This window comes from uncultured Aquimarina sp. (assembly GCF_947492405.1).
GTDB lineage: Bacteria > Bacteroidota > Bacteroidia > Flavobacteriales > Flavobacteriaceae > Aquimarina.
Map to the genome: position 1 here is coordinate 403,000 of NZ_CANLMP010000006.1, position 19,356 is coordinate 422,355.

A 19,356-nucleotide genomic window follows, 5' to 3' on the forward strand; every position below is an offset into this window, starting at 1 on the left:
TTTTTATATTGAAAAAATCAATATTACAGTTTATTCTGCAACTAATATATTTCTTGACTATAACCTCTTATAGTCAAGGAATATCCCCTCAATTAGATTCAATTCATAAGCTTCCAGGAACAGATTTCGAAAAATTAGATATTTATCAGAAATTTTTGGATCAGTATATGGAGCAAGAAAACTACACCCAATTTGGCTATGATGCTCACAAATTGGCGAAATGGATAAATAAAGAAAAAAAAACGGATAAGGCAATTGAGATCGTGAAGATGGCTTATGAAGCTAGAGAAATTGCTTGCCCGTTCGATGTTAGGTCGCTTAAAGTAAGTTATTATAATTATGCCAATTATAATAGAAGAAAAGGCAACTTAAATATCGCTATGACTTATTTTAAAAAAATATTAGCCCTTGGCGGGACTTTTTTTTTAAAAGGAAGAACTTGCTCGATTATTGGGGGTATTTACGATGAAATTGGAGACTACCACAAAGCAATTACATATTATACAAAAGCATTTGAATATTATAATCCAGAAAAACAATTAAATCAAATAATTAGTAATCGTAATAACCTAGCAGTTTCTCATCGAAATATTCGAAGTACAACAAGCGCAAAAAAAACTATTTATCATTTAACTATAGCTGATTCTTTATCCACCATAAGTGAAAACCCAAGTCAAAAAACCTTATTTCATATAAACAATAATTTTGGTGCAGTGTATAGTTCTGAATCTGGAGTTAGAGATACTGAAAAATCCATTTTTTATTTAAAAAAGGCGCTGGAAATAGCTAAAAAAAATCAGTTTATCGAGCAACTAGGTAGAGTATATACTAATTTAGGAGTAATGTATATTGAAATCGATCCTTCGAAATCAGAAGAGTATTTTCATAATGCATTATCCTATCTTCCTAAAGATTCAAGCTTACTGCCTAATGTCTATATGGGATTAGGTCTTAAAAACATAAAAGAACAACAATATTTAAATACTCAAAAAAACTTTTCTATCGCTTTTTCATATCATTTTGGTATTGATACACCAAGTATTTATTGGTTGCCAAATGAAAATCAAATGAAAAACATTGTAAATAAAGCTTATTTTCTTGAATTATTAAAAAGAAAATTAAAAGCCTGGATATTACTGGCTAAAAAAGAAAATGATTCCTCCTTTTTTAGTGAAGCTATAAAGACTGCATATACTTGTGATACTTTGGTAGATTTACTATTGAAGGAAGATATTTCTACTAGTTCAAAGTTATTATGGAGAAATTTAGCTTCAGAAATCTACATTATGGTGCTGGAAGCATGCTATGAAATGAATCAAATCGAAGATGCTTTTTATTTTATGGAAAAAAGTAAAGTGCTCTTATTAATGCAAGAAGTAGAAAGAAAAAAGAATGCCGTTCCAGAGGAAGTATTGGAAAAAGAAAACAGAATCCAAAATAATATTATTGAACTTCAGAAAAAGCTAATCACCGTAGCTGATAGCAAAAAAGATTCTATCTCTTCTATGATATTTGACCAAAAGCAACACTTAGAATCCTTTGTAGATTCTCTTTCTGTGGAGTATCCAAAATATTTCACTTCTACTACGTTACCTCCTATTATAAAATTAAAAGATTTAAAATTATCAGATAACGAAATTATACTTGAGTATGTAATGGAAAAAAATGTTTCTGGTGCTGATTTTGAAGCCTATGGATTACTGCTATCCAATAGTAATACAAAATTATTTAAAATCGATAACCTTAAACAGTTTGAGAAAAACATCTACACATTAAGAAAACAATTAAATCGACCTTTTAAAACTCAAAAAGAAATACAAGCGTATAAAAGGCTATCCTATTCAATTTACAATTCCTTATTTCCTGAAGAAACACAGGCTCTTATACAAAACAAAAAAATTACTATTTCAGCTGATTATATACTTAATTATATTCCATTTGAAGCTTTAATTACGGATATAGAAAAAAACTCTTACCTAATTGAAAATACTGAAATTAGCTATGGATATTCGCTTTCATTTATGAAAGAAAATGCTTCTATATCCAGAGAAACCTCTCAAGATTTCTTAGGAATAGCACCAGTGCAATTTGATGACCAACAAACAATGTTATCTAAAAGCTCAGAGGAAATCGCTGCTGCCAATGCCTATTACTCAGGTCAGGTATTAACCGAAAAAGAAGCCACAACAACGAACTTCAAAAACAGTGTCGATAAGTTTAAGATTATCCATCTAGCAACACACGCCAATGCTTCCGATAGTTTAAATCCATGGATTGCTTTTAGGAATAAAAAACTATATCATCTGGAGCTGAACACCTTGAAAAATAATGCGGATTTAGTCGTACTGAGCGCCTGTAACACTTCATTAGGAGAAGTACGTAGCGGTGAAGGTATCATGAGCTTAGCCCGTGGATTTTTTAAATCCGGAGCCAAATCTGTGATTCCATCACTATGGAGTACTAATGACAAAGCAACTGCTACGATTACTTCTGATTTTTATAAAAACTTAAGTGAAGGAAAAACCAAATCGGCGGCTTTACGAACTGCAAAACTAAATTACCTACATAATAATACCGATGCAGAAGCTTCTCCTCATTATTGGGCTTCTTTAGTATTGATTGGTGATAGTGGGACTTTGTTGCCGCAATCTAATAACTTGTTGTTTTTGTGGATTGGGTTGGGTCTTGTTTTAATATTAATTATTTTGTATATCCTTTTCTTGAGAAAGAAAAAGAAATGATCTACTACTAAAAAATATAGTACGCTATTTCTTATTATAGATAAAACGATTTAAATACAATACGTTATCTATAAACTTTCCCACACATAATATAAGGGGGTATATGGTATAACCCCCTTCTTTTCTTAACACAATATTAAGAAACAACATCCATTGTAAGGACATTAACAATCAGTAGTAGACATAAACTCTGAGTGTCTATAAATGTTCAGAATCTTATTATTCTAAAATTACAAATCATGAAGAAAAAAAAGTTCGATGGGTTATCCCTAAACAAAAATGTGATCTCTAAACTTAATGGTAATTACATAAAAGGAGGTGGAGTAATTCTTGTTACAGGAGGGTGTCCTAGTTATAATGATTGTTCTGCAAATCTACCCTGTTTATCAGGAGATTGCGAAGTTGGAACAATTGAATGTAATAAACCTAGTCAGCAAACTTGCCATTCTATACATAAAGCATGTGAGTAAGATTCATTAAAAAAAGGAGAGGATAGTAATCTACTACCCCTCCTTTAATTACCATTTAAATTAAATCTTACACATTGAATACTAGCATATTCCATCAAAAATTAGAAGAGATCAATAAAATTATAGATCAACAAGAATATGAGGATAGTACTATTGGTGTCTTATCCGGTCTATCGGGAATTGCTCTTTTTAAATTTTACTACTCCAAATTTCTTGATAAGGATAACAATGATATAGGCAGTATACTTCTGGAACAAAGTATCCAAAAAATTAATGAAGGATATAATCTCGGAACATTTTGTTCAGGAATTGCAGGTATGGGATGGGTGATTAGTCATTTGGAACGAAACGGTTTTATAGATATTGATCTAGACAATCTTTTTGGTGAATTGGATGAATATCTCTTTGAGAAAATGAAAAATGACCTGAAAAATGGGTATTATGATTTTTTACATGGAGGTCTGGGCTATGCATTTTACTTTCTAAATAGATATGAAAACACCAACTCACAACTATTAAAAGAAAATTATAAAACATGCTTACTTGCGGCTATAGAACTTCTTGAAAAGAGATCGGAAAATAACGAAAAAACATACAAGTGGATTTCAAAAATTGGTTTAGATGGTAAAGAAAAAGGATACAACCTAAGTCTTTCTCACGGGATATCTAGTATTGTAGGTATTCTTACAAAGCTCTCTAAACATAAAGATTTTGAGAAGGTTTCTAAAAAAATGCTACAAGGATCTATTGACTATATCCTACAATATCAAAACCCAAACAAAGAAGATACTTGTCTTTTTCCTAGCATTATATACGAAAACGGTTATTACGAATATAAAAGTAGGCTAGCTTGGTGTTATGGGGACTTAGGCATAGGAATTAGACTTTGGCACGCCGCCAAAGTCTTACAAGATGCATCATTACAGAAAACTGCTATTAACATCATGGAACACGCCGCTTTGCGAACGAACAATGAACAAACCATGATTAAAGACGCAGGACTATGTCACGGATCATTTGGCAATGCACAAATCTTCCTAAGAATGTACAAAGAAACAAACAACAATACTTTTAAAGACGCTTGTGAATTTTGGATGCAAGATGGATTGAATAAAGCGACTCACATTGATGGATATGCCGGCTACAAACAATGGAAAGGTCCGAATGAATGGAAAAAAGAAGTTTCTTTATTAGAAGGAGTCGCAGGTATCGGTCTTACACTTATAGATTATCTAGCAGATTTCGAAACTAATTGGGATGAGTGTTTAATGATAAGTTGATACATACTAAGTAGTAGAACATTCAGACATTCATTATATCTAATCTTCCCATTTTCAGCATAATTCAATGATAAAAACATATGCTTTTTAACAAAAAAGCTATATTTGCTTCTTCACAAACTCAGATCGTCACACACATGAAATCATTATTTTGTTTTATAGTAGGTATATTTTTTATAGCTACAGGTAGTGCACAAAGTCTTTATGAGGCTGGTTATTTTATTGACAATAATGGTAAGCGTACAGAATGCCTGATTAAAAAACTCACCTGGAAAAGCAATCCCACAGAATTTGAATGGAAAAGAACTATATCCTCGAGCTCTAAAACCGAAACTATTGAAAACATTAAAGAGTTTGCAGTGGGCGAAGACTATAGATTTAAAAGATACATACTCCAATTTGATCTGAACGGAGATACTGTCGGAAAGTCTACCAAGTCTAAAGACCCTAATCTCAAATACAAAAAAATATTTCTTAGAACGATCCTTAAAAGTAAAACAACCTTATATCAATATTCTGAAAACGGGGTACACCGTTTTTTCTACACAGATCCAAACACCGTATATCCAGAATTACTTTTATATAAGGTATTTTACACTCCTGATGAGAGCAAAAAACCAGGAAAAAAAATCATTCCACAAGAAAACAATACCTACCAGCAACAGCTACAAGAAAAAGTACATTGCAAAAACCAAGATGTATCTAAACTGACCTATACACAGCGTGATCTAAAAAGATATTTTAAAAAGTATAATGAGTGTAAAGGAAATAAAATCGAATATATCATTCGCAAAAAAATAAATCAAACCAGAATTGGTATAATAGCGGCTGTCGATTTAAGTAGTTTTACACATAACTCAATAGCTGGAAGTGCCGGAAATGTAAGTTATGAAGATGTTTTTGTTCCTAGATATGGAATATTTGTTGAAACATTTATTCCTTTTTCTAAAGTAGATTTAAGTTTCTTTTTAGAATCTACTTACAAAGCCTTTACGATGGATGGACGTGATCTTGCCATTGCTAATAGTGAGTTCGAACTGGATTACAAAAGTATCAATGTGGCCGTTGGTCCACGATTCCATATATACCTGAGTTCTAAATTCGAGTTATTCTTAGAAGGTGGATTGACCGTAGATTTTAATATTGGTACAGAGTCCAATGTTTTTGCAGAAAACGAAATAGAAAATACCACAACAGATTATTTTTATGGTGGTGGTCTAGGATCTGGTCGTTTTAAAGTTGGTTTCAGACAATACACTAGTAAAAATATATCCAAGAGTACATTATTACCGGATTCCGAGTTAACAACCTCTAGCCTGTATCTTTCTGTAAATATATTTTAATCCAAAAATAATTTTACAGCCCTCATATATAATAGAATCAAAAAGATAAAAGTTGAAACTCTCTTTTTTAACATAAATTTAGGTAACTATTCTTACTTATAAGACATTAACTACTGTAAGAGACATATACCTTAAATGTCTTTAAATGTTTAAGGAAACACAAATCACTATTAAAACCTATAGTATGTTAAGAAGTATTTTAAAAGAAAATGGAGTTCAGGAAATCAAAAAGAACCAACAAAAATCCATTAACGGAGGATTTGGGAATAGTTGTGCCCAAGCCATTTCTCTTGACGGAAAATTATGTTTATGCATAAACTATATTCCCCAAGGGAATATTTGCGTGCTAAGTAATGAATAAATAATATTTTTTTGGTGAAAAATTGTTTTATAAAAAAGGAGACTTTGAAATGAAGTCTCCTTTTTTATACATATTATTCTTATAAATCTTTTAATTCGCTACATCGCTAATAAACTTGATTCGATACAATCTTAGTTCTTCATCATCATAATCTCCATCAAACTCTTCAATAGCGGTATCTATCTTATCGTTTTCAGCTTCTATGAAATATTCATGAATTTCCTCTTGCTGGTCTTCGTCAAGTATTTCATCAATCCAGTAGGTAATATTAAGCTTGGTTCCACTATAAACAATAGCTTCCATCTCCTTAATAAACTCAGTCATATCCATACCCTTAGCCGCAGCAATATCATCTAGGGGTAATTTTCTATCTACATTCTGAATGATATATAATTTAAGACCACTATTCGCCCCAGTACTTTTTACAACAAAATCATCTGGACGCATGATATCGTTTTCTTCTACATACTTAGAAATAAGTGCCACGAATTCCTTTCCATATTTCTTAGCCTTACCTTCTCCTACTCCATGTACATTACCAAGTTCTTCTATATTTACAGGATATTTTAATGCCATATCTTCTAAAGATGGATCCTGAAATACAACAAAAGGTGGAACACCTAATTTCTTTGCTACACTTTTTCTTAAATCTTTTAGCATTCCTACCAATCGATCATCAGTTCCTCCCGCTTTACCTCCAGATTTGGCAGCAGTAATTATAGAGTCATCTTTAGTTTCATCATAAACGTGATCTTCGGTCATCATAAAACTAACCGGTGCTTCAATAAACTCTCTACCCTGAGGAGTAATTCTGATAACACCATACGTTTCTATATCTTTTCTTAAATATCCAGCCACTAATACTTGTCTTATTAAGGCCATCCAATATTTATCATCTCTGGATTTACCTGTCCCAAAAAATGGTTGTTCATGTGTCTTATGAGAAATAATCAGTGCATTACTTTTACCTATTAATGTACTTACCAGATCTTTAGACTTATAGATTTCTCCAGTTTTACTCACAACTTTTAACAGTAGTTGTACCTCATCTTTCGCTTCGTGTTTTTTCTTTGGATTCCGCACATTATCATCCATGTCTGCACCTTCTCCAGTAACATCGTCAAACTCTTCGCCGAAATAATGCAATATAAATTTACGTCTGGAGATTGAGGTTTCTGCAAAAGCTACTACTTCTTGTAAAAGTGCATGACCTATTTCCTGTTCTGCCACAGGCTTACCACTCATAAATTTTTCTAGTTTTTCAATATCTTTATAAGCGTAATATGCCAAACAGTGTCCTTCTCCTCCATCTCTACCTGCACGACCTGTTTCCTGATAATAACTTTCTATACTTTTAGGTATATCATGATGAATTACAAAACGTACATCTGGTTTATCAATCCCCATTCCAAAAGCTATCGTAGCAACTACAACATCGGCATCTTCCATAAGAAACATATCCTGATGTTTTGCTCGTGTTTTTGCATCCAAACCTGCATGATATGGAACCGCTTTTACACCATTCACTTCTAATGTTTGAGCAAGTTCTTCTACTCTTTTCCTACTTAAACAATATACAATACCACTTTTACCACTATTTTGTTTTACAAAACGAATGATATCTGCATCAACATTTTTGGTCTTAGGACGTATTTCATAAAATAAATTAGGACGATTAAACGATGCTTTAAATGTCTTAGCATTGCTCATCGCTAAATTTTTAAGAATATCTTCTTGCACTTTTGGAGTAGCCGTTGCTGTAAGTCCAATGATCGGGATATTCTCTCCTATTCTCTTTATAATATTCTTTAGATTCCTATATTCTGGTCTGAAATCGTGCCCCCATTCACTAATACAATGGGCTTCATCAACAGCCAAGAAAGAAATCTTTTGTTCTTTTAAGAAATCTACATATTCCTCCTTAGTTAAGGACTCTGGCGCCACATAAAGTAATTTAGTCACACCATTAACAATATCCTCTTTCACTCTCTTAACCTCGGATTTATTAAGGGAAGAATTCAGTACATGCGCGATTCCTTCTTCTGAAGAAATACTTCGAATAGCATCTACTTGATTTTTCATTAGTGCGATTAACGGAGAAACTACAATAGCTGTTCCTTCACACATTAAGGCAGGTAGTTGGTAGCAAAGGGATTTTCCACCACCTGTAGGCATAATAACAAAAGTATTTTGATTACTTAAAATACTTTCTATTACCTTTTCCTGCAATCCTCTAAATTGACTAAAACCAAAGTACTTTTTTAAAGCTCCTTGTAAGTCGGTTTTGTTCAAACTCATTAAATTGTTTAACTTTTATATACCAATTAAATTAAAATCGCTATCACTTAAACCTTTTTCCCCAATAAAGATCTAGTGGATTGTTCTTTTTTCAAAAAGTTACCAAAGATAAGCAAACAAAAAAATAGTAAGCTTTTTTTCAGCACTATTTAAAATTCATAAGGTATTACATACCTTTGCATAATTAAAGATAATAAAATCTTTAATTATAACACGCAAATTTCATAAATTTTGAACACCCTCGATACTATTATTTCTTTTGCCCAAAAAACCATTAACGAAGAAGCCAAAGCTATTGCACATCTGGAACAACTTATCGACCAGGAATTTGCTGAAGCTGTAAATACTATACATAATTCTAACGGTCGAGTTATTATTACAGGAATCGGTAAGAGTGCTATTATAGCTTCAAAAATAGTAGCTACCATGAATTCTACTGGTACACCAGCTGTATTTATGCATGCTGCCGATGCCATTCATGGAGATTTAGGGAATATCCTTAAAGATGATGTTGTGATTTGCATTTCTAAAAGCGGAAATACACCCGAGATCAAAGTACTGGTTCCCTTAATTAAAAACTTTAACAATACTTTAATTGGGATCACCTCTAATAAAGAATCTTTTCTAGGAAAAGAAGCAGATTTCGTATTAAATGCTTTTGTAGAAAAAGAAGCTTGTCCTAATAATTTAGCTCCCACAACGAGCACAACCGCACAATTAGTTATAGGTGATGCCGTTGCGGTATGTTTATTAAATTTAAAAGGGTTTTCTAGTAATGATTTCGCCAAATATCATCCTGGAGGTGCTCTAGGCAAAAAATTATATCTTCGTGTAAACGATATCGTATCAAAAAACGAAAAGCCCGAAGTTAGTGCGGATTCTAATATTAATGCTGTTATTGTAGAGATGACCGAAAAAAGATTGGGTGCAACAGCTGTAACACGTGATAGTAAAATTATCGGAATCATTACGGATGGGGATTTACGTAGAATGCTAACTACTAATACTTCTTTTGAAGGATTGACTGCAGAAGATATCATGTCTCCCAATCCAAAACGTATCGATGTAAATGCTATGGCAGTTGATGCGCTAGATAGACTAGAGGAATATGGTATCTCACAACTTCTGGCAGAAGAAAAAGGTAATTATGCAGGACTTTTGCATATTCATGATCTAATGAGAGAAGGTATTTTATAATGGGGAACAAAACAACAAAAGATCCACAATCGATGTCGTTTCTGGATCATCTAGAGGAATTACGTTGGCACTTAATACGTTCTACATTAGCAATCGTTCTAGTTGCTATTTTTGCCTTTATTTTTATAAAAAGTATTTTTACCGATATCATCTTTGCTCTAAGAGATCCTAATTTCATTTCTTATAGAGTGTTATGTGGGATTTCTGAAACCTTTGGTATGGAAAAAGGTTGTCTTGAAGAAATGCCTTTTAATTTTATAAGTACTGAGATGGCAGGACAATTTAGTGCTGCTATATGGACATCTATAACGACCGGGTTTGTAGTAGCTTTTCCCTATATATTACACGAATTTTGGAAATTCATTTCACCTGCACTTTACGAAAAAGAGCGAAAGCATTCTAGAGGATTTATTATTGTATCCTCAATTTTATTTTTTATTGGTGTCCTTTTTGGGTATTACATTATCGCTCCACTTTCTGTAAATTTCTTAGCTACCTTCTCTGTTGCTGAAGTTGTAGAAAATCAAATCAAAATTGGATCTTATATATCATTAGTGAGAGCTTCTGTAATTGCTTCTGGGTTTATTTTTGAGCTACCTATAATTATATATTTTTTAAGTAAAGTAGGATTAGTTACACCAGAATTTATGAGACGTAATCGAAAATATGCCTTGGTTATTGTTCTTATTTTGGCAGCAGTAATTACCCCACCGGATATCTCTACTCAGATAATCGTTGCAATACCAATACTTATATTATATGAAATAAGTATTTTCATCTCCAAAATGGTTGTCAAAAGAGAAAATAAAAAAAACAAAAAGCTAACAACACAAACTAAATGAGTAATATAGTAGAAGAATTTAATGAATATAGAGAGAAAATGAACTCTCGTATTTTAGAGGATAATAATAAAATTATCAAAAGAATTTTTAACCTAGACACCAATGCTTTTATGAAAGGTGCATTGGATGTAAAAACGAAAGAATTATTAGGTCTCGTAGCTTCGACAGTTTTACGATGTGATGATTGTGTACGATACCATTTAGAAACATGTCATAAAGAAGGTTTAACCAAAGAAGAAGTGGCAGAAACCTTGAGTATTGCTACGTTGATTGGTGGAACTATTGTAATTCCTCATCTTCGTAAGGCATATGAGTACTGGGATGCTTTGGAGGCAAAAGAATCTTAAATTTCAGGTTTAAAAGAATAGTGTAAATTTACCAGTTCATTTTAGCAACACTAAATATTTAAAGAAGTCATTCTTATTATGAAGTTAAAAGCAGAAAATCTAATAAAGTCATACAAAGGAAGAAAAGTAGTAAAGGGGATTTCTCTGGAAGTAAACCAAGGAGAAATCGTAGGGCTTTTAGGACCTAATGGCGCTGGTAAAACAACTTCTTTTTATATGATTGTTGGTTTGGTAAAGCCTAATGGTGGAAAAATCACCCTGGACACTACCGATATTACTAAGTTTCCTATGTACAAGCGTGCTCAAAACGGAATTGGATACTTAGCTCAGGAAGCTTCTGTTTTTAGAAAATTAAGTATTGAAGATAATATATTAAGTGTTTTACAACTAACCAAATTATCTAAAAAGGAGCAATTACATAAAATGGAGTCTCTAATAGAAGAATTCGGTTTAGGACACATCAGAAAAAATCGTGGTGATTTATTAAGTGGTGGAGAACGACGTAGGACAGAAATAGCAAGAGCATTAGCTACTGATCCTAATTTTATTCTTTTGGATGAGCCTTTTGCAGGAGTAGATCCAGTGGCTGTAGAAGATATTCAACGTATTGTTGCTCAACTTAAAAATAAAAATATTGGTATCCTTATTACCGATCATAATGTACAAGAAACACTCGCAATTACCGATAGAACTTATCTGATGTTTGAAGGTAGTATTCTTAAAGCAGGAAAACCTGAAGAATTGGCAGAAGATGAGATGGTTCGTAAGGTTTATCTTGGGCAAAATTTTGAGTTAAGAAAGAAGAAGTTAGATTTTTAATTACTTTCTTACGTTAGGAACACAATTTTCTATTTCTATTTCTATCTGCGTAGATGATATCTTTGATTTATCTATTTCTAAACTGACCAGTAATCCTTTAGAATTTATAGGTTTTCTTTGATCAAAAATAAAATTCCCAATACTATAATAAATAGGTTTTTTCTTATATAATTCTACAGTTTGGATTGTATGTGGATGATGACCAACAATAACATCAGCTCCAGCATCTATTAGTTGATACGCTTGCTGCTTTTGCAAAATCATTGGTTTCAAAGTATGTTCAGCTCCCCAATGTAGTTGAATAATTATAACAGCATTCTCATCCTCAGCTTTCATCTTTTCAATTCTTTCGGCAATAGTATCAATAGACTCTTCGCAAACACAAGGTTGATTTTCTAAAAATGTCCAATTCTCTGATGGAACTTGCAAAGATGACAAAAGATATACCTTTCTTGGATAGGTAGTTAAAAGAGTAGGTTGACAAGCTTCTGTTGCATTCATTCCGAATCCTAAGGGAGTCATATTATATTTCAGGATTTGCTTATGGGTATCAACCAGTCCTTTTCTTCCTTGATCCATCGAATGGTTATTTGCCAAATTAAGATGAGTAATCCCATGACTTTCTAATCTTTCCAACCATTCTGGTTCTGCTCTAAAAATAAATTTCTTATGAATTGGCTCTTTTATTTTTGTTGCCGGGCATTCCAAATTGGCAACAACAATATCACTTGATAAAAAGATAGCATCTATAGATTCATGAAATAAATCATCCATCCCCTTATGTTTGATCTTTTCTCGTACTCCTCTATCTAAAAGTAAATCACCTGTAAAAATAATACGAGTGGTTTTGTTTTTATTGCAAGCTGAAAACAAGCCTAACACTAAAACACTTATAAACAAGTATTTTATATTCAAAAATATCCATTGGTTACGTCTCATTTAACAGCCAGAGCTATAAAAAATCTTCTCATTCGATTTGGGCACATCAATAGGGACTATAATCTCTTTCATCCAATCAAGTAAAGGAGGCGCTTGATTTTTATCTATCATTTCTTGCCACTCTTCATCTGTTAACCTATTCCCCATAGGCACGTGAAACTCGTGATATCCAAACACGGCGCCTTTAGTAAGATATAAATAGCCTTCTATTTCTACTAAAACATAGATATCATTAACATTCCCTGTTGCAACGTACAAAATACCTTTGTCTGGATTATTTCCTCCATTGGCTGTATAAATATCAGCAACTACTGCGACGGATTTATCTGGTCCTTCCACATTTTGCCAATCATCAAGATATTGATCTTTCTCTTTTACAAGATCTAACGTTAACCATTCAAAGGTGCTACCAATAAGCTCTATTTGAGCATATTCATTATCAGAAAGTTTCTTACCCGCAAGTTCTTTTTCACTAGCAGAAAGGAGAAACATTGCATTTTCTTTAAGGCTGTTGGTAATTCTAGATATATCTGGATTTATAAGTCTATTTGTTTCTAGAACATTTTCTGTTAAATTTATTAACTCGATAACAGATTTCCAATACCCTATGTTCGGTTCTACATATCCCACTGTATATGGACTAGGCGGTCCTCCATCTCCACATTCTGCAGCCATAGGTTGTTCTGCGTACAATATGGCATCGTGTTTTAACTCTGCCCAAGAAGCTAAAGAAGCGTTCAGGTCTTTTTTACCCCATTGCTCAGTTTGCATAAAATAGGGGTATTCTTCACTTGATTTCTGAAGATTTAGTAAGCTTTCAATCCATTTATTATAAACCGTTGCATCCCAATTTACATCAGACATACTATCTTGCATTTCTGAAAGTAATTTTGGGTACTCCTCCCAGTTTTCTCCTTCTTTCAATTCTCCTAATAATAAATTCTCTGCTGATTTACTCCCAAAAGCTGCCATAACATCCAATCCTTTTGGATATGCTCGTTTAGAAACTTCGCTTTTTAAATCCACTAATTCTTGTAGCACCTCATTATCGGACAAATATCGCTGTGGAATAAAGTTGATCTTATCTACACAACTTCCAGCTTCTTTAGCTTTGATCTTATTCTGTATATCTGCTATTTTTTTTACAATTCCTCTAAAATCTTCTAAAGAATCTTGTTTTGATAAAAGATTTTCAAGTAAAAAATCCTGCTTCTCTAATATTTCTACCAAATCCAAAAAAGAAACATTGTCAGGCTGTCCGATGATAAAATTAATAGGCTCCATAATAGCCTTATAGCTCTTTAATACTTTTTCATCATTCTTTAAAACGGAAGCACTTAAAATTGCTCGTGTTAGTTGTGCATCATTATCAAGACAAAAAGGAGCGGTTTGTAACCACATCATAGCTTTAAAATAACGCTTCAATGATTCAGTCCTAGTGTAATGTCCTCTAGGTTTAAACAAACTATACGGAAATGCAACTTGCTTGTATTCTAGAAACTCAGAATTAGTATCTTCTGCATTTTCAATAGCCAAGAGTTCAGCTTCATAATATTTCTCATAGCCAGCAGGAACCGTAACTTTTTCTAAAGTCAAAATAGAATACGCAATTGCATAATACGTCTCATTGAATTTAGCTATATCTAATGCAGATGTTTCACTACTAGCAGTGTTAATATCACGCATTTGTTTCATCATAGATTTACATATTCCAGAAAGTAATGGAATGAATTTATCTTCTTCAACTGTTCTTAGTATATATCCAAAATACATATGAAACAATTGCATATACATATCGGTAGTTACAAAATTAGGAAACTGCTGATAGTCGTTTTGTTCGTATACATGAAACAATTGAATATTGGTATTAGGAACAATCGCAAACCCATTTTTACCAAGCATACTCATAAGTTGCTTATCAACTGATTCTAATTGGAATAAGTTAACAATATTATCAAGATTTGGTTTTTTATGATTCGAAGTACTTAAAAAATTCTTCTTCTTTAATTCTTCTTCTCTTTTTTTAAGCTTATCAATAAATTTTATTTCTTCTGAAGTATATGATATAGGTACAATATTTGTCCCCTCTTTATCGTCATTCCAATACTTTTCTTCCATACGATCATCATACCAACTAGTAGTCCCAAAAACCCCTCTTAAATCAGCTTTCATAAAACAATACCCTTTCTTGGCTGCATAACTATTACGCAATATTCTGATATCAGAAAGGTTCAATTGAGAAATATCCATTGACATATCAATATCCTGATTCAATTGTTCGACATCAAGAATACCATTAACAAAAGGATTAATTGTATTAGGGTTTGCTTCGGTTATTTTTTCTTCTTGTACAATTTTAACCTCATTAGTGGGCTTTTCTACTATTTCTGTTTTCTTCTTATCACCACATCCTAATAGTGAAAGTGATAAAGAAAATATGATGATTTTTTTCATAAGAAATTGATCTAATATTGTAGTTTATTTTTTGCTAACGTAACATATTAATTGCAGTGATACTATCCATTTCTCTTCCTAGATATCTCACAAATTCTAATCCGAATCTACGCCATCTATATTCTGCCACTAAAAAAGCACCTAGTTTCTCTCGTTCTACACTCCTGATAATTGCTTCTTCTTCTTTGTGAAAATTAAAATCTACTAATGGTTGTCCTAAGGCAGATCCTAACCATAAAGGCCGAACATAGCCTTTATAATTCTTAAAAATAAAAAGACGCTTTCTAACTACAGAATCAAATCGGGTTTTTTTAATAACACCAACCATTGCATCCTTTTTTCCATTATTATCAATATCGCCAACATGAAATTGATATACAGGATATGGTAGTTCCCAAATATCTATTAGACTATCTGTTTTAATTGCAAGATTATATAAAGAATCATTTTGTTTCTCTAAAGAAAAACCTCCTTTACTAATGCTTTCTTTATGTTTCTTTTGGCTACAACCTATACATAAAAACACAATCAACATTATGCAAAGTTTAAATTGACTTTTAACTAAATCACAGAAAAAGATCAATTTACAAAGCATGGAATTAACTATTATGATTTTTCTTTAAAAACCATTGACATTATCACGTATAACAATATCACACATGGTATTGCTAAAAACTTAAGCACTATTAACAGCACAATGGTGAGAAACAAAAAAATATACCTCACCTTATTTTCGGCAAATCCCCAAGTTTTGAATTTAAGCGCAAACAATGGAATTTCGGCATTTAACAAATAGCAACTTACTAGTGTTAAACCTGTCAAAAACCAAGGATTTAATATTATATCAGAGATCCACACTTCTGTTTGAAACTGAAGAATTAAGGGCAGACTTAATATAAGTAAAGTATTTGCAGGTGTGGGCAAACCAATAAAAGATGTGGTTTGTCGTGTATCTATATTAAATTTAGCCAGTCGATATGCAGAAGCCAATGTAATAAGCAATCCAATTAATGGTAAATAGTTTAAACCAAAACTGCTAAGAACAAACTCAAAATAGTCTATTTGACTTGAGCCTTCAGAAATTACTTGATAAGGAAACCCAAAAACTTTAGATAACATCTGAAACATCACTATTCCTGGCACCAATCCACTAGTCACCATATCTGCTAGAGAATCTAATTGTAATCCTAACTCACTCTGTACGTTTAAAATTCTAGCGGCAAAACCATCAAAAAAATCGAAACCAATACCAAGTACTACAAAAAGCGCCGCCAATTCTAAAGCTCCCTGAACTGCAAAAATAGTAGCAATGCATCCGCAAAAGAGATTAAGTAGCGTAATTATATTAGGGATTTGCTTTTTAAGCTGCATATGGTGTGATTTTTGTGTAAAAATAACAAACTATTTTTGTCTATTAACATAGCCTGCACAATATGAAATCGCAAATAAAGTTTATCATGTTGAAAAATAGTAAGATATTTGTGAAAAATTGCTTGGATTGAAAAGAATTATAATTGTTTTACTTTTTCTAACTGTATCAATCTCTTCGGCACAGACTAGAAAATATTCTAATGAATTTCTAAACATTGGTGTTGATGCTGGTGCTTTAGGTATGGCTAATGCTGTGGTCGCTTCTTCTGGAGATGTAAATTCCGGATATTGGAATCCCGCTGGGTTAATTCATCTAGAGGATAATCAAGTATCTTTTATGCATGCAGCGTATTTTGCTAATATTGCTAATTATGACTATTTAGCTTTTGCAATGCCACTCGATGAAAAAAGCGCCATTGCTCTCTCTTTAATTAGATTTGGGGTAGATGACATACTAGATACTACGAGTTTAGTAGATGCTGATGGAAATATTGATTATACTAGAATCAACTTATTTTCTGCTGCAGATTATGCTTTTACATTTTCGTACTCAAGAAAATTACCTATTGAGGGATTAAGTTATGGAGCGAATGCAAAAGTAATCCGAAGAGTCATAGGTGATTTTGCTTCGTCCTGGGGATTTGGCCTTGATGCAGCATTACAATATCAGAAAAACAATTGGCAATTTGGAATTATGGTAAGGGATATTACTACTACATTTAATGCATGGAGTGTAGAGGATTTTGCCATTGGGGATCTTAATGGTGATGGCATTCCTGATGAAGATCAAATACCACAAATTAGAGATCAGGAATTACCAGAAACTACTGAAATAACCATCCCAAAATTACAATTTGGTGCTGCAAGAAAATTTGACTTAGGTAAAAATATTGGATTAAATACAGAATTAGACATGATTGTTCGTTTTGCAGAAACAAATGATATCATTTCCTCTTCTGCTATGAGTATTACCCCTGCTTTCGGTTTTGAATTAGATTATGCAAAAATTGTTTACTTACGTGGAGGTGTTGGTAATTTTCAGAATATAGAGCAGTTTGATGGATCTGACAATGTAGGTTTCCAACCTAATTTTGGAATAGGTTTTCAATACAAAGGAATTCAAGTGGATTACGCACTAACGGATATTGGAGATCAAAGTGCTGCAATTTATTCTAATGTATTTTCAATTAAGGTAGACTGGAGTGTCTTTAGATAGATACATAAAATCATTACATTTTTTAGTTTAGGTTCTAAGTATTGTAACGAAATAAGTTTATTTTCGTTATTAAGACAGAACACTCTTATATGAAGAATATCCTACTCGCTATTTCATCCGGTTTGTTACTTGCAATTGGCTGGCCGACCTATGGTTTCCCGCTATTTCTATTTTTTGGTTTTGTTCCACTACTAATTACTGAACACAAAATACGTTATAACAAATTCCATAAGAGTCAGGTATTTGGCTTAGCATTTCTTGCACTTTTTATTTGGAATATGATCACTACCTGGTGGATTTATAACTCTACTCCTTTTGGAATGTGGTTTGCAGAAATTGTGAATAGTTTGCTAATGGCATTGGTATTTCTAATCTATCATATAATCGCCAGAAAAGCATCATTTACTATTGGAACTATTTTTCTCATATGTATATGGATGAGTTTCGAATACTTGCATCTACAATGGCAGTTTTCTTGGCCTTGGCTTAATTTAGGCAATGGATTTGCTAATTTTACTTCTTGGATACAATGGTATGAATACACTGGTACCTTTGGAGGAACTCTATGGATATGGATTGTAAATATCGGTATCTATAAAAGTGTGTTACTTTTTATAGAACATAAAGATAAATCGATCTTATATCGATCAGCAATACGAAATGGATTGATTATACTTATTCCTATTTTAATTTCTTTGATTATCCTGAAAACCTATGAAGAAGATGGTCAAGACATAGAAGTTTTAATTTTGCAACCAAATATAAACCCTTATACTGAAAAATATAACACTACGGATGATCGTGTGGGATCACTATTAAGCTCTCTTACTGCATCAGAGATTAGTGACAATACAGATTTTATTATTGCACCAGAAACTGTTTTTGCTGATAACAATAGATTAAAAAACTTTCAGAGTTCTATTGCCAAAAAAACAGCTTTAAGTATTATCAACAAGTACCCAAAAGCAAATTTCTTATCTGGTATTTCATTAATCGATGTGTTCCGGGATCCATCAAAAGTTCATTCACAAACAAATGAACATAAAAGTGGTGTATTTTATGATGATTATAATTCTGCATTCTTAGTAAGACCAGACGGAACCGATGAACTGTATCACAAAAGTAAATTGGTAGTCGGTGTAGAAAATTTTCCATATCAAAGTGTTTTTAAACCAATTGTTGGAGACGCCATGATTGATTTGGGCGGTACAGTCGCAAAAAAAACTACCCAATCTGATCGTGAAGTATTCTTTACAAAAGAAGGAATTGGTGCAGGACCAATTATATGCTACGAAAGCGTGTATGGTGAATTCGTATCAGGTTATGTAAGAAATAAGGCCGATTTTCTAGCTATTATAACTAATGATGCGTGGTGGGGAGTCACACAAGGACACAAACAACATTTGGCATATGCAAAATTCAGAGCTATCGAAACGCGAAGAAGTATTGCAAGAAGTGCGAATACCGGAGTCTCTGCGATCATCGATCAAACCGGAACTATTGTTTCGTCTCTTGGATATAATGAACAAGGAGCACTAAAAGGTACCTTAAAAACTAATGATAAAATAACCTTTTATGTAAAAGCTGGAGATTATCTTGCAAGAGTTGCCATTTTTCTCATGATTTTTATTTTTCTGTTTTCCATCACTAGACGAAGAAAGAAAATATAATTTTTCAT

At 32.6% G+C, this 19,356-nt stretch carries 16 protein-coding genes; 11 read left to right on the top strand and 5 right to left on the bottom strand.

Annotation, left to right across the window (positions count from 1 at the left end; all coding sequences use genetic code 11):
- Positions 1–8: 8 nt before the first annotated feature.
- The 5 genes from Q0829_RS21350 to Q0829_RS21370 all read left to right on the top strand — a co-directional run bounded on the left by Q0829_RS21350 (position 9) and on the right by Q0829_RS21370 (position 6,195).
- Entirely contained in the window at positions 9–2,741 is a 2,733-nt protein-coding gene (locus Q0829_RS21350) for a CHAT domain-containing tetratricopeptide repeat protein (RefSeq protein ID WP_298546762.1), read from the top strand.
- A gap of 239 nt (positions 2,742–2,980) precedes the next feature.
- Positions 2,981–3,211 (top strand): class I lanthipeptide, encoded by a 231-nt coding sequence (locus tag Q0829_RS21355; RefSeq protein ID WP_298546764.1) that lies wholly within the window; start codon positions 2,981–2,983, stop codon positions 3,209–3,211.
- Between the two features lie 74 nt (positions 3,212–3,285).
- Positions 3,286–4,491 carry a lanthionine synthetase C family protein gene (locus Q0829_RS21360; protein ID WP_298546766.1) on the top strand — a complete coding sequence of 402 codons (1,206 nt, stop codon included), beginning with the start codon at positions 3,286–3,288 and terminating at the stop codon, positions 4,489–4,491.
- 137 nt (positions 4,492–4,628) lie between these two features.
- Positions 4,629–5,834, top strand: a complete 1,206-nt coding sequence (locus Q0829_RS21365; protein WP_298546768.1) for a hypothetical protein — start codon at positions 4,629–4,631, stop codon at positions 5,832–5,834.
- A 145-nt stretch (positions 5,835–5,979) separates the two neighbouring features.
- A complete protein-coding gene (locus tag Q0829_RS21370; RefSeq protein ID WP_298546771.1) occupies positions 5,980–6,195 on the top strand; it encodes a hypothetical protein in 216 nt (71 codons plus the stop codon).
- Between the two features lie 90 nt (positions 6,196–6,285).
- Here the strand turns inward: Q0829_RS21370 and Q0829_RS21375 are convergent, their stop codons facing one another.
- On the bottom strand, positions 6,286–8,493 hold the full coding sequence (locus Q0829_RS21375; RefSeq protein ID WP_298546773.1) for an ATP-dependent DNA helicase RecQ: 2,208 nt from the start codon (positions 8,491–8,493) through the stop codon (positions 6,286–6,288).
- A 231-nt stretch (positions 8,494–8,724) separates the two neighbouring features.
- On the opposite strand from Q0829_RS21375, the gene Q0829_RS21380 reads away from it, so the two are divergent.
- The 4 genes from Q0829_RS21380 to lptB all read left to right on the top strand — a co-directional run bounded on the left by Q0829_RS21380 (position 8,725) and on the right by lptB (position 11,698).
- On the top strand, positions 8,725–9,690 hold the full coding sequence (locus tag Q0829_RS21380; RefSeq protein ID WP_298546776.1) for a KpsF/GutQ family sugar-phosphate isomerase: 966 nt from the start codon (positions 8,725–8,727) through the stop codon (positions 9,688–9,690).
- Positions 9,690–10,532, top strand: a complete 843-nt coding sequence (gene tatC / locus Q0829_RS21385; RefSeq protein WP_298546779.1) for a twin-arginine translocase subunit TatC — start codon at positions 9,690–9,692, stop codon at positions 10,530–10,532. Before Q0829_RS21380 ends, tatC begins: the two co-directional genes overlap by 1 nt.
- Entirely contained in the window at positions 10,529–10,879 is a 351-nt protein-coding gene (locus Q0829_RS21390) for a carboxymuconolactone decarboxylase family protein (protein WP_298546781.1), read from the top strand. Before tatC ends, Q0829_RS21390 begins: the two co-directional genes overlap by 4 nt.
- 78 nt (positions 10,880–10,957) lie before the next feature.
- Positions 10,958–11,698, top strand: a complete 741-nt coding sequence (gene lptB, locus Q0829_RS21395) for an LPS export ABC transporter ATP-binding protein (RefSeq protein ID WP_298546783.1) — start codon at positions 10,958–10,960, stop codon at positions 11,696–11,698.
- Here the strand turns inward: lptB and Q0829_RS21400 are convergent, their stop codons facing one another.
- The 4 genes from Q0829_RS21400 to Q0829_RS21415 form a co-directional block, all read right to left on the bottom strand.
- On the bottom strand, positions 11,699–12,613 hold the full coding sequence (locus Q0829_RS21400) for a CapA family protein (protein ID WP_298546785.1): 915 nt from the start codon (positions 12,611–12,613) through the stop codon (positions 11,699–11,701). It abuts the gene before it with no gap.
- 24 nt (positions 12,614–12,637) lie between these two features.
- Positions 12,638–15,091, bottom strand: a complete 2,454-nt coding sequence (locus tag Q0829_RS21405) for a DUF3160 domain-containing protein (RefSeq protein WP_298546786.1) — start codon at positions 15,089–15,091, stop codon at positions 12,638–12,640.
- Positions 15,092–15,125: 34 nt separating this feature from the next.
- A complete protein-coding gene (locus Q0829_RS21410) occupies positions 15,126–15,626 on the bottom strand; it encodes a hypothetical protein (RefSeq protein ID WP_298546788.1) in 501 nt (166 codons plus the stop codon).
- 71 nt (positions 15,627–15,697) lie between these two features.
- Positions 15,698–16,462: a CDP-alcohol phosphatidyltransferase family protein gene (locus Q0829_RS21415; protein ID WP_298546789.1), complete on the bottom strand. Its 765-nt coding sequence runs from the start codon at positions 16,460–16,462 to the stop codon at positions 15,698–15,700.
- A 127-nt stretch (positions 16,463–16,589) separates the two neighbouring features.
- Between Q0829_RS21415 and Q0829_RS21420 the strand changes: the two genes are divergently transcribed.
- Together Q0829_RS21420 and lnt are read left to right on the top strand one after the other, a co-directional pair.
- On the top strand, positions 16,590–17,678 hold the full coding sequence (locus tag Q0829_RS21420) for a PorV/PorQ family protein (protein ID WP_298546790.1): 1,089 nt from the start codon (positions 16,590–16,592) through the stop codon (positions 17,676–17,678).
- A gap of 89 nt (positions 17,679–17,767) precedes the next feature.
- Positions 17,768–19,348 (top strand): apolipoprotein N-acyltransferase, encoded by a 1,581-nt coding sequence (gene lnt / locus Q0829_RS21425; RefSeq protein WP_298546792.1) that lies wholly within the window; start codon positions 17,768–17,770, stop codon positions 19,346–19,348.
- Positions 19,349–19,356 lie beyond the last annotated feature (8 nt).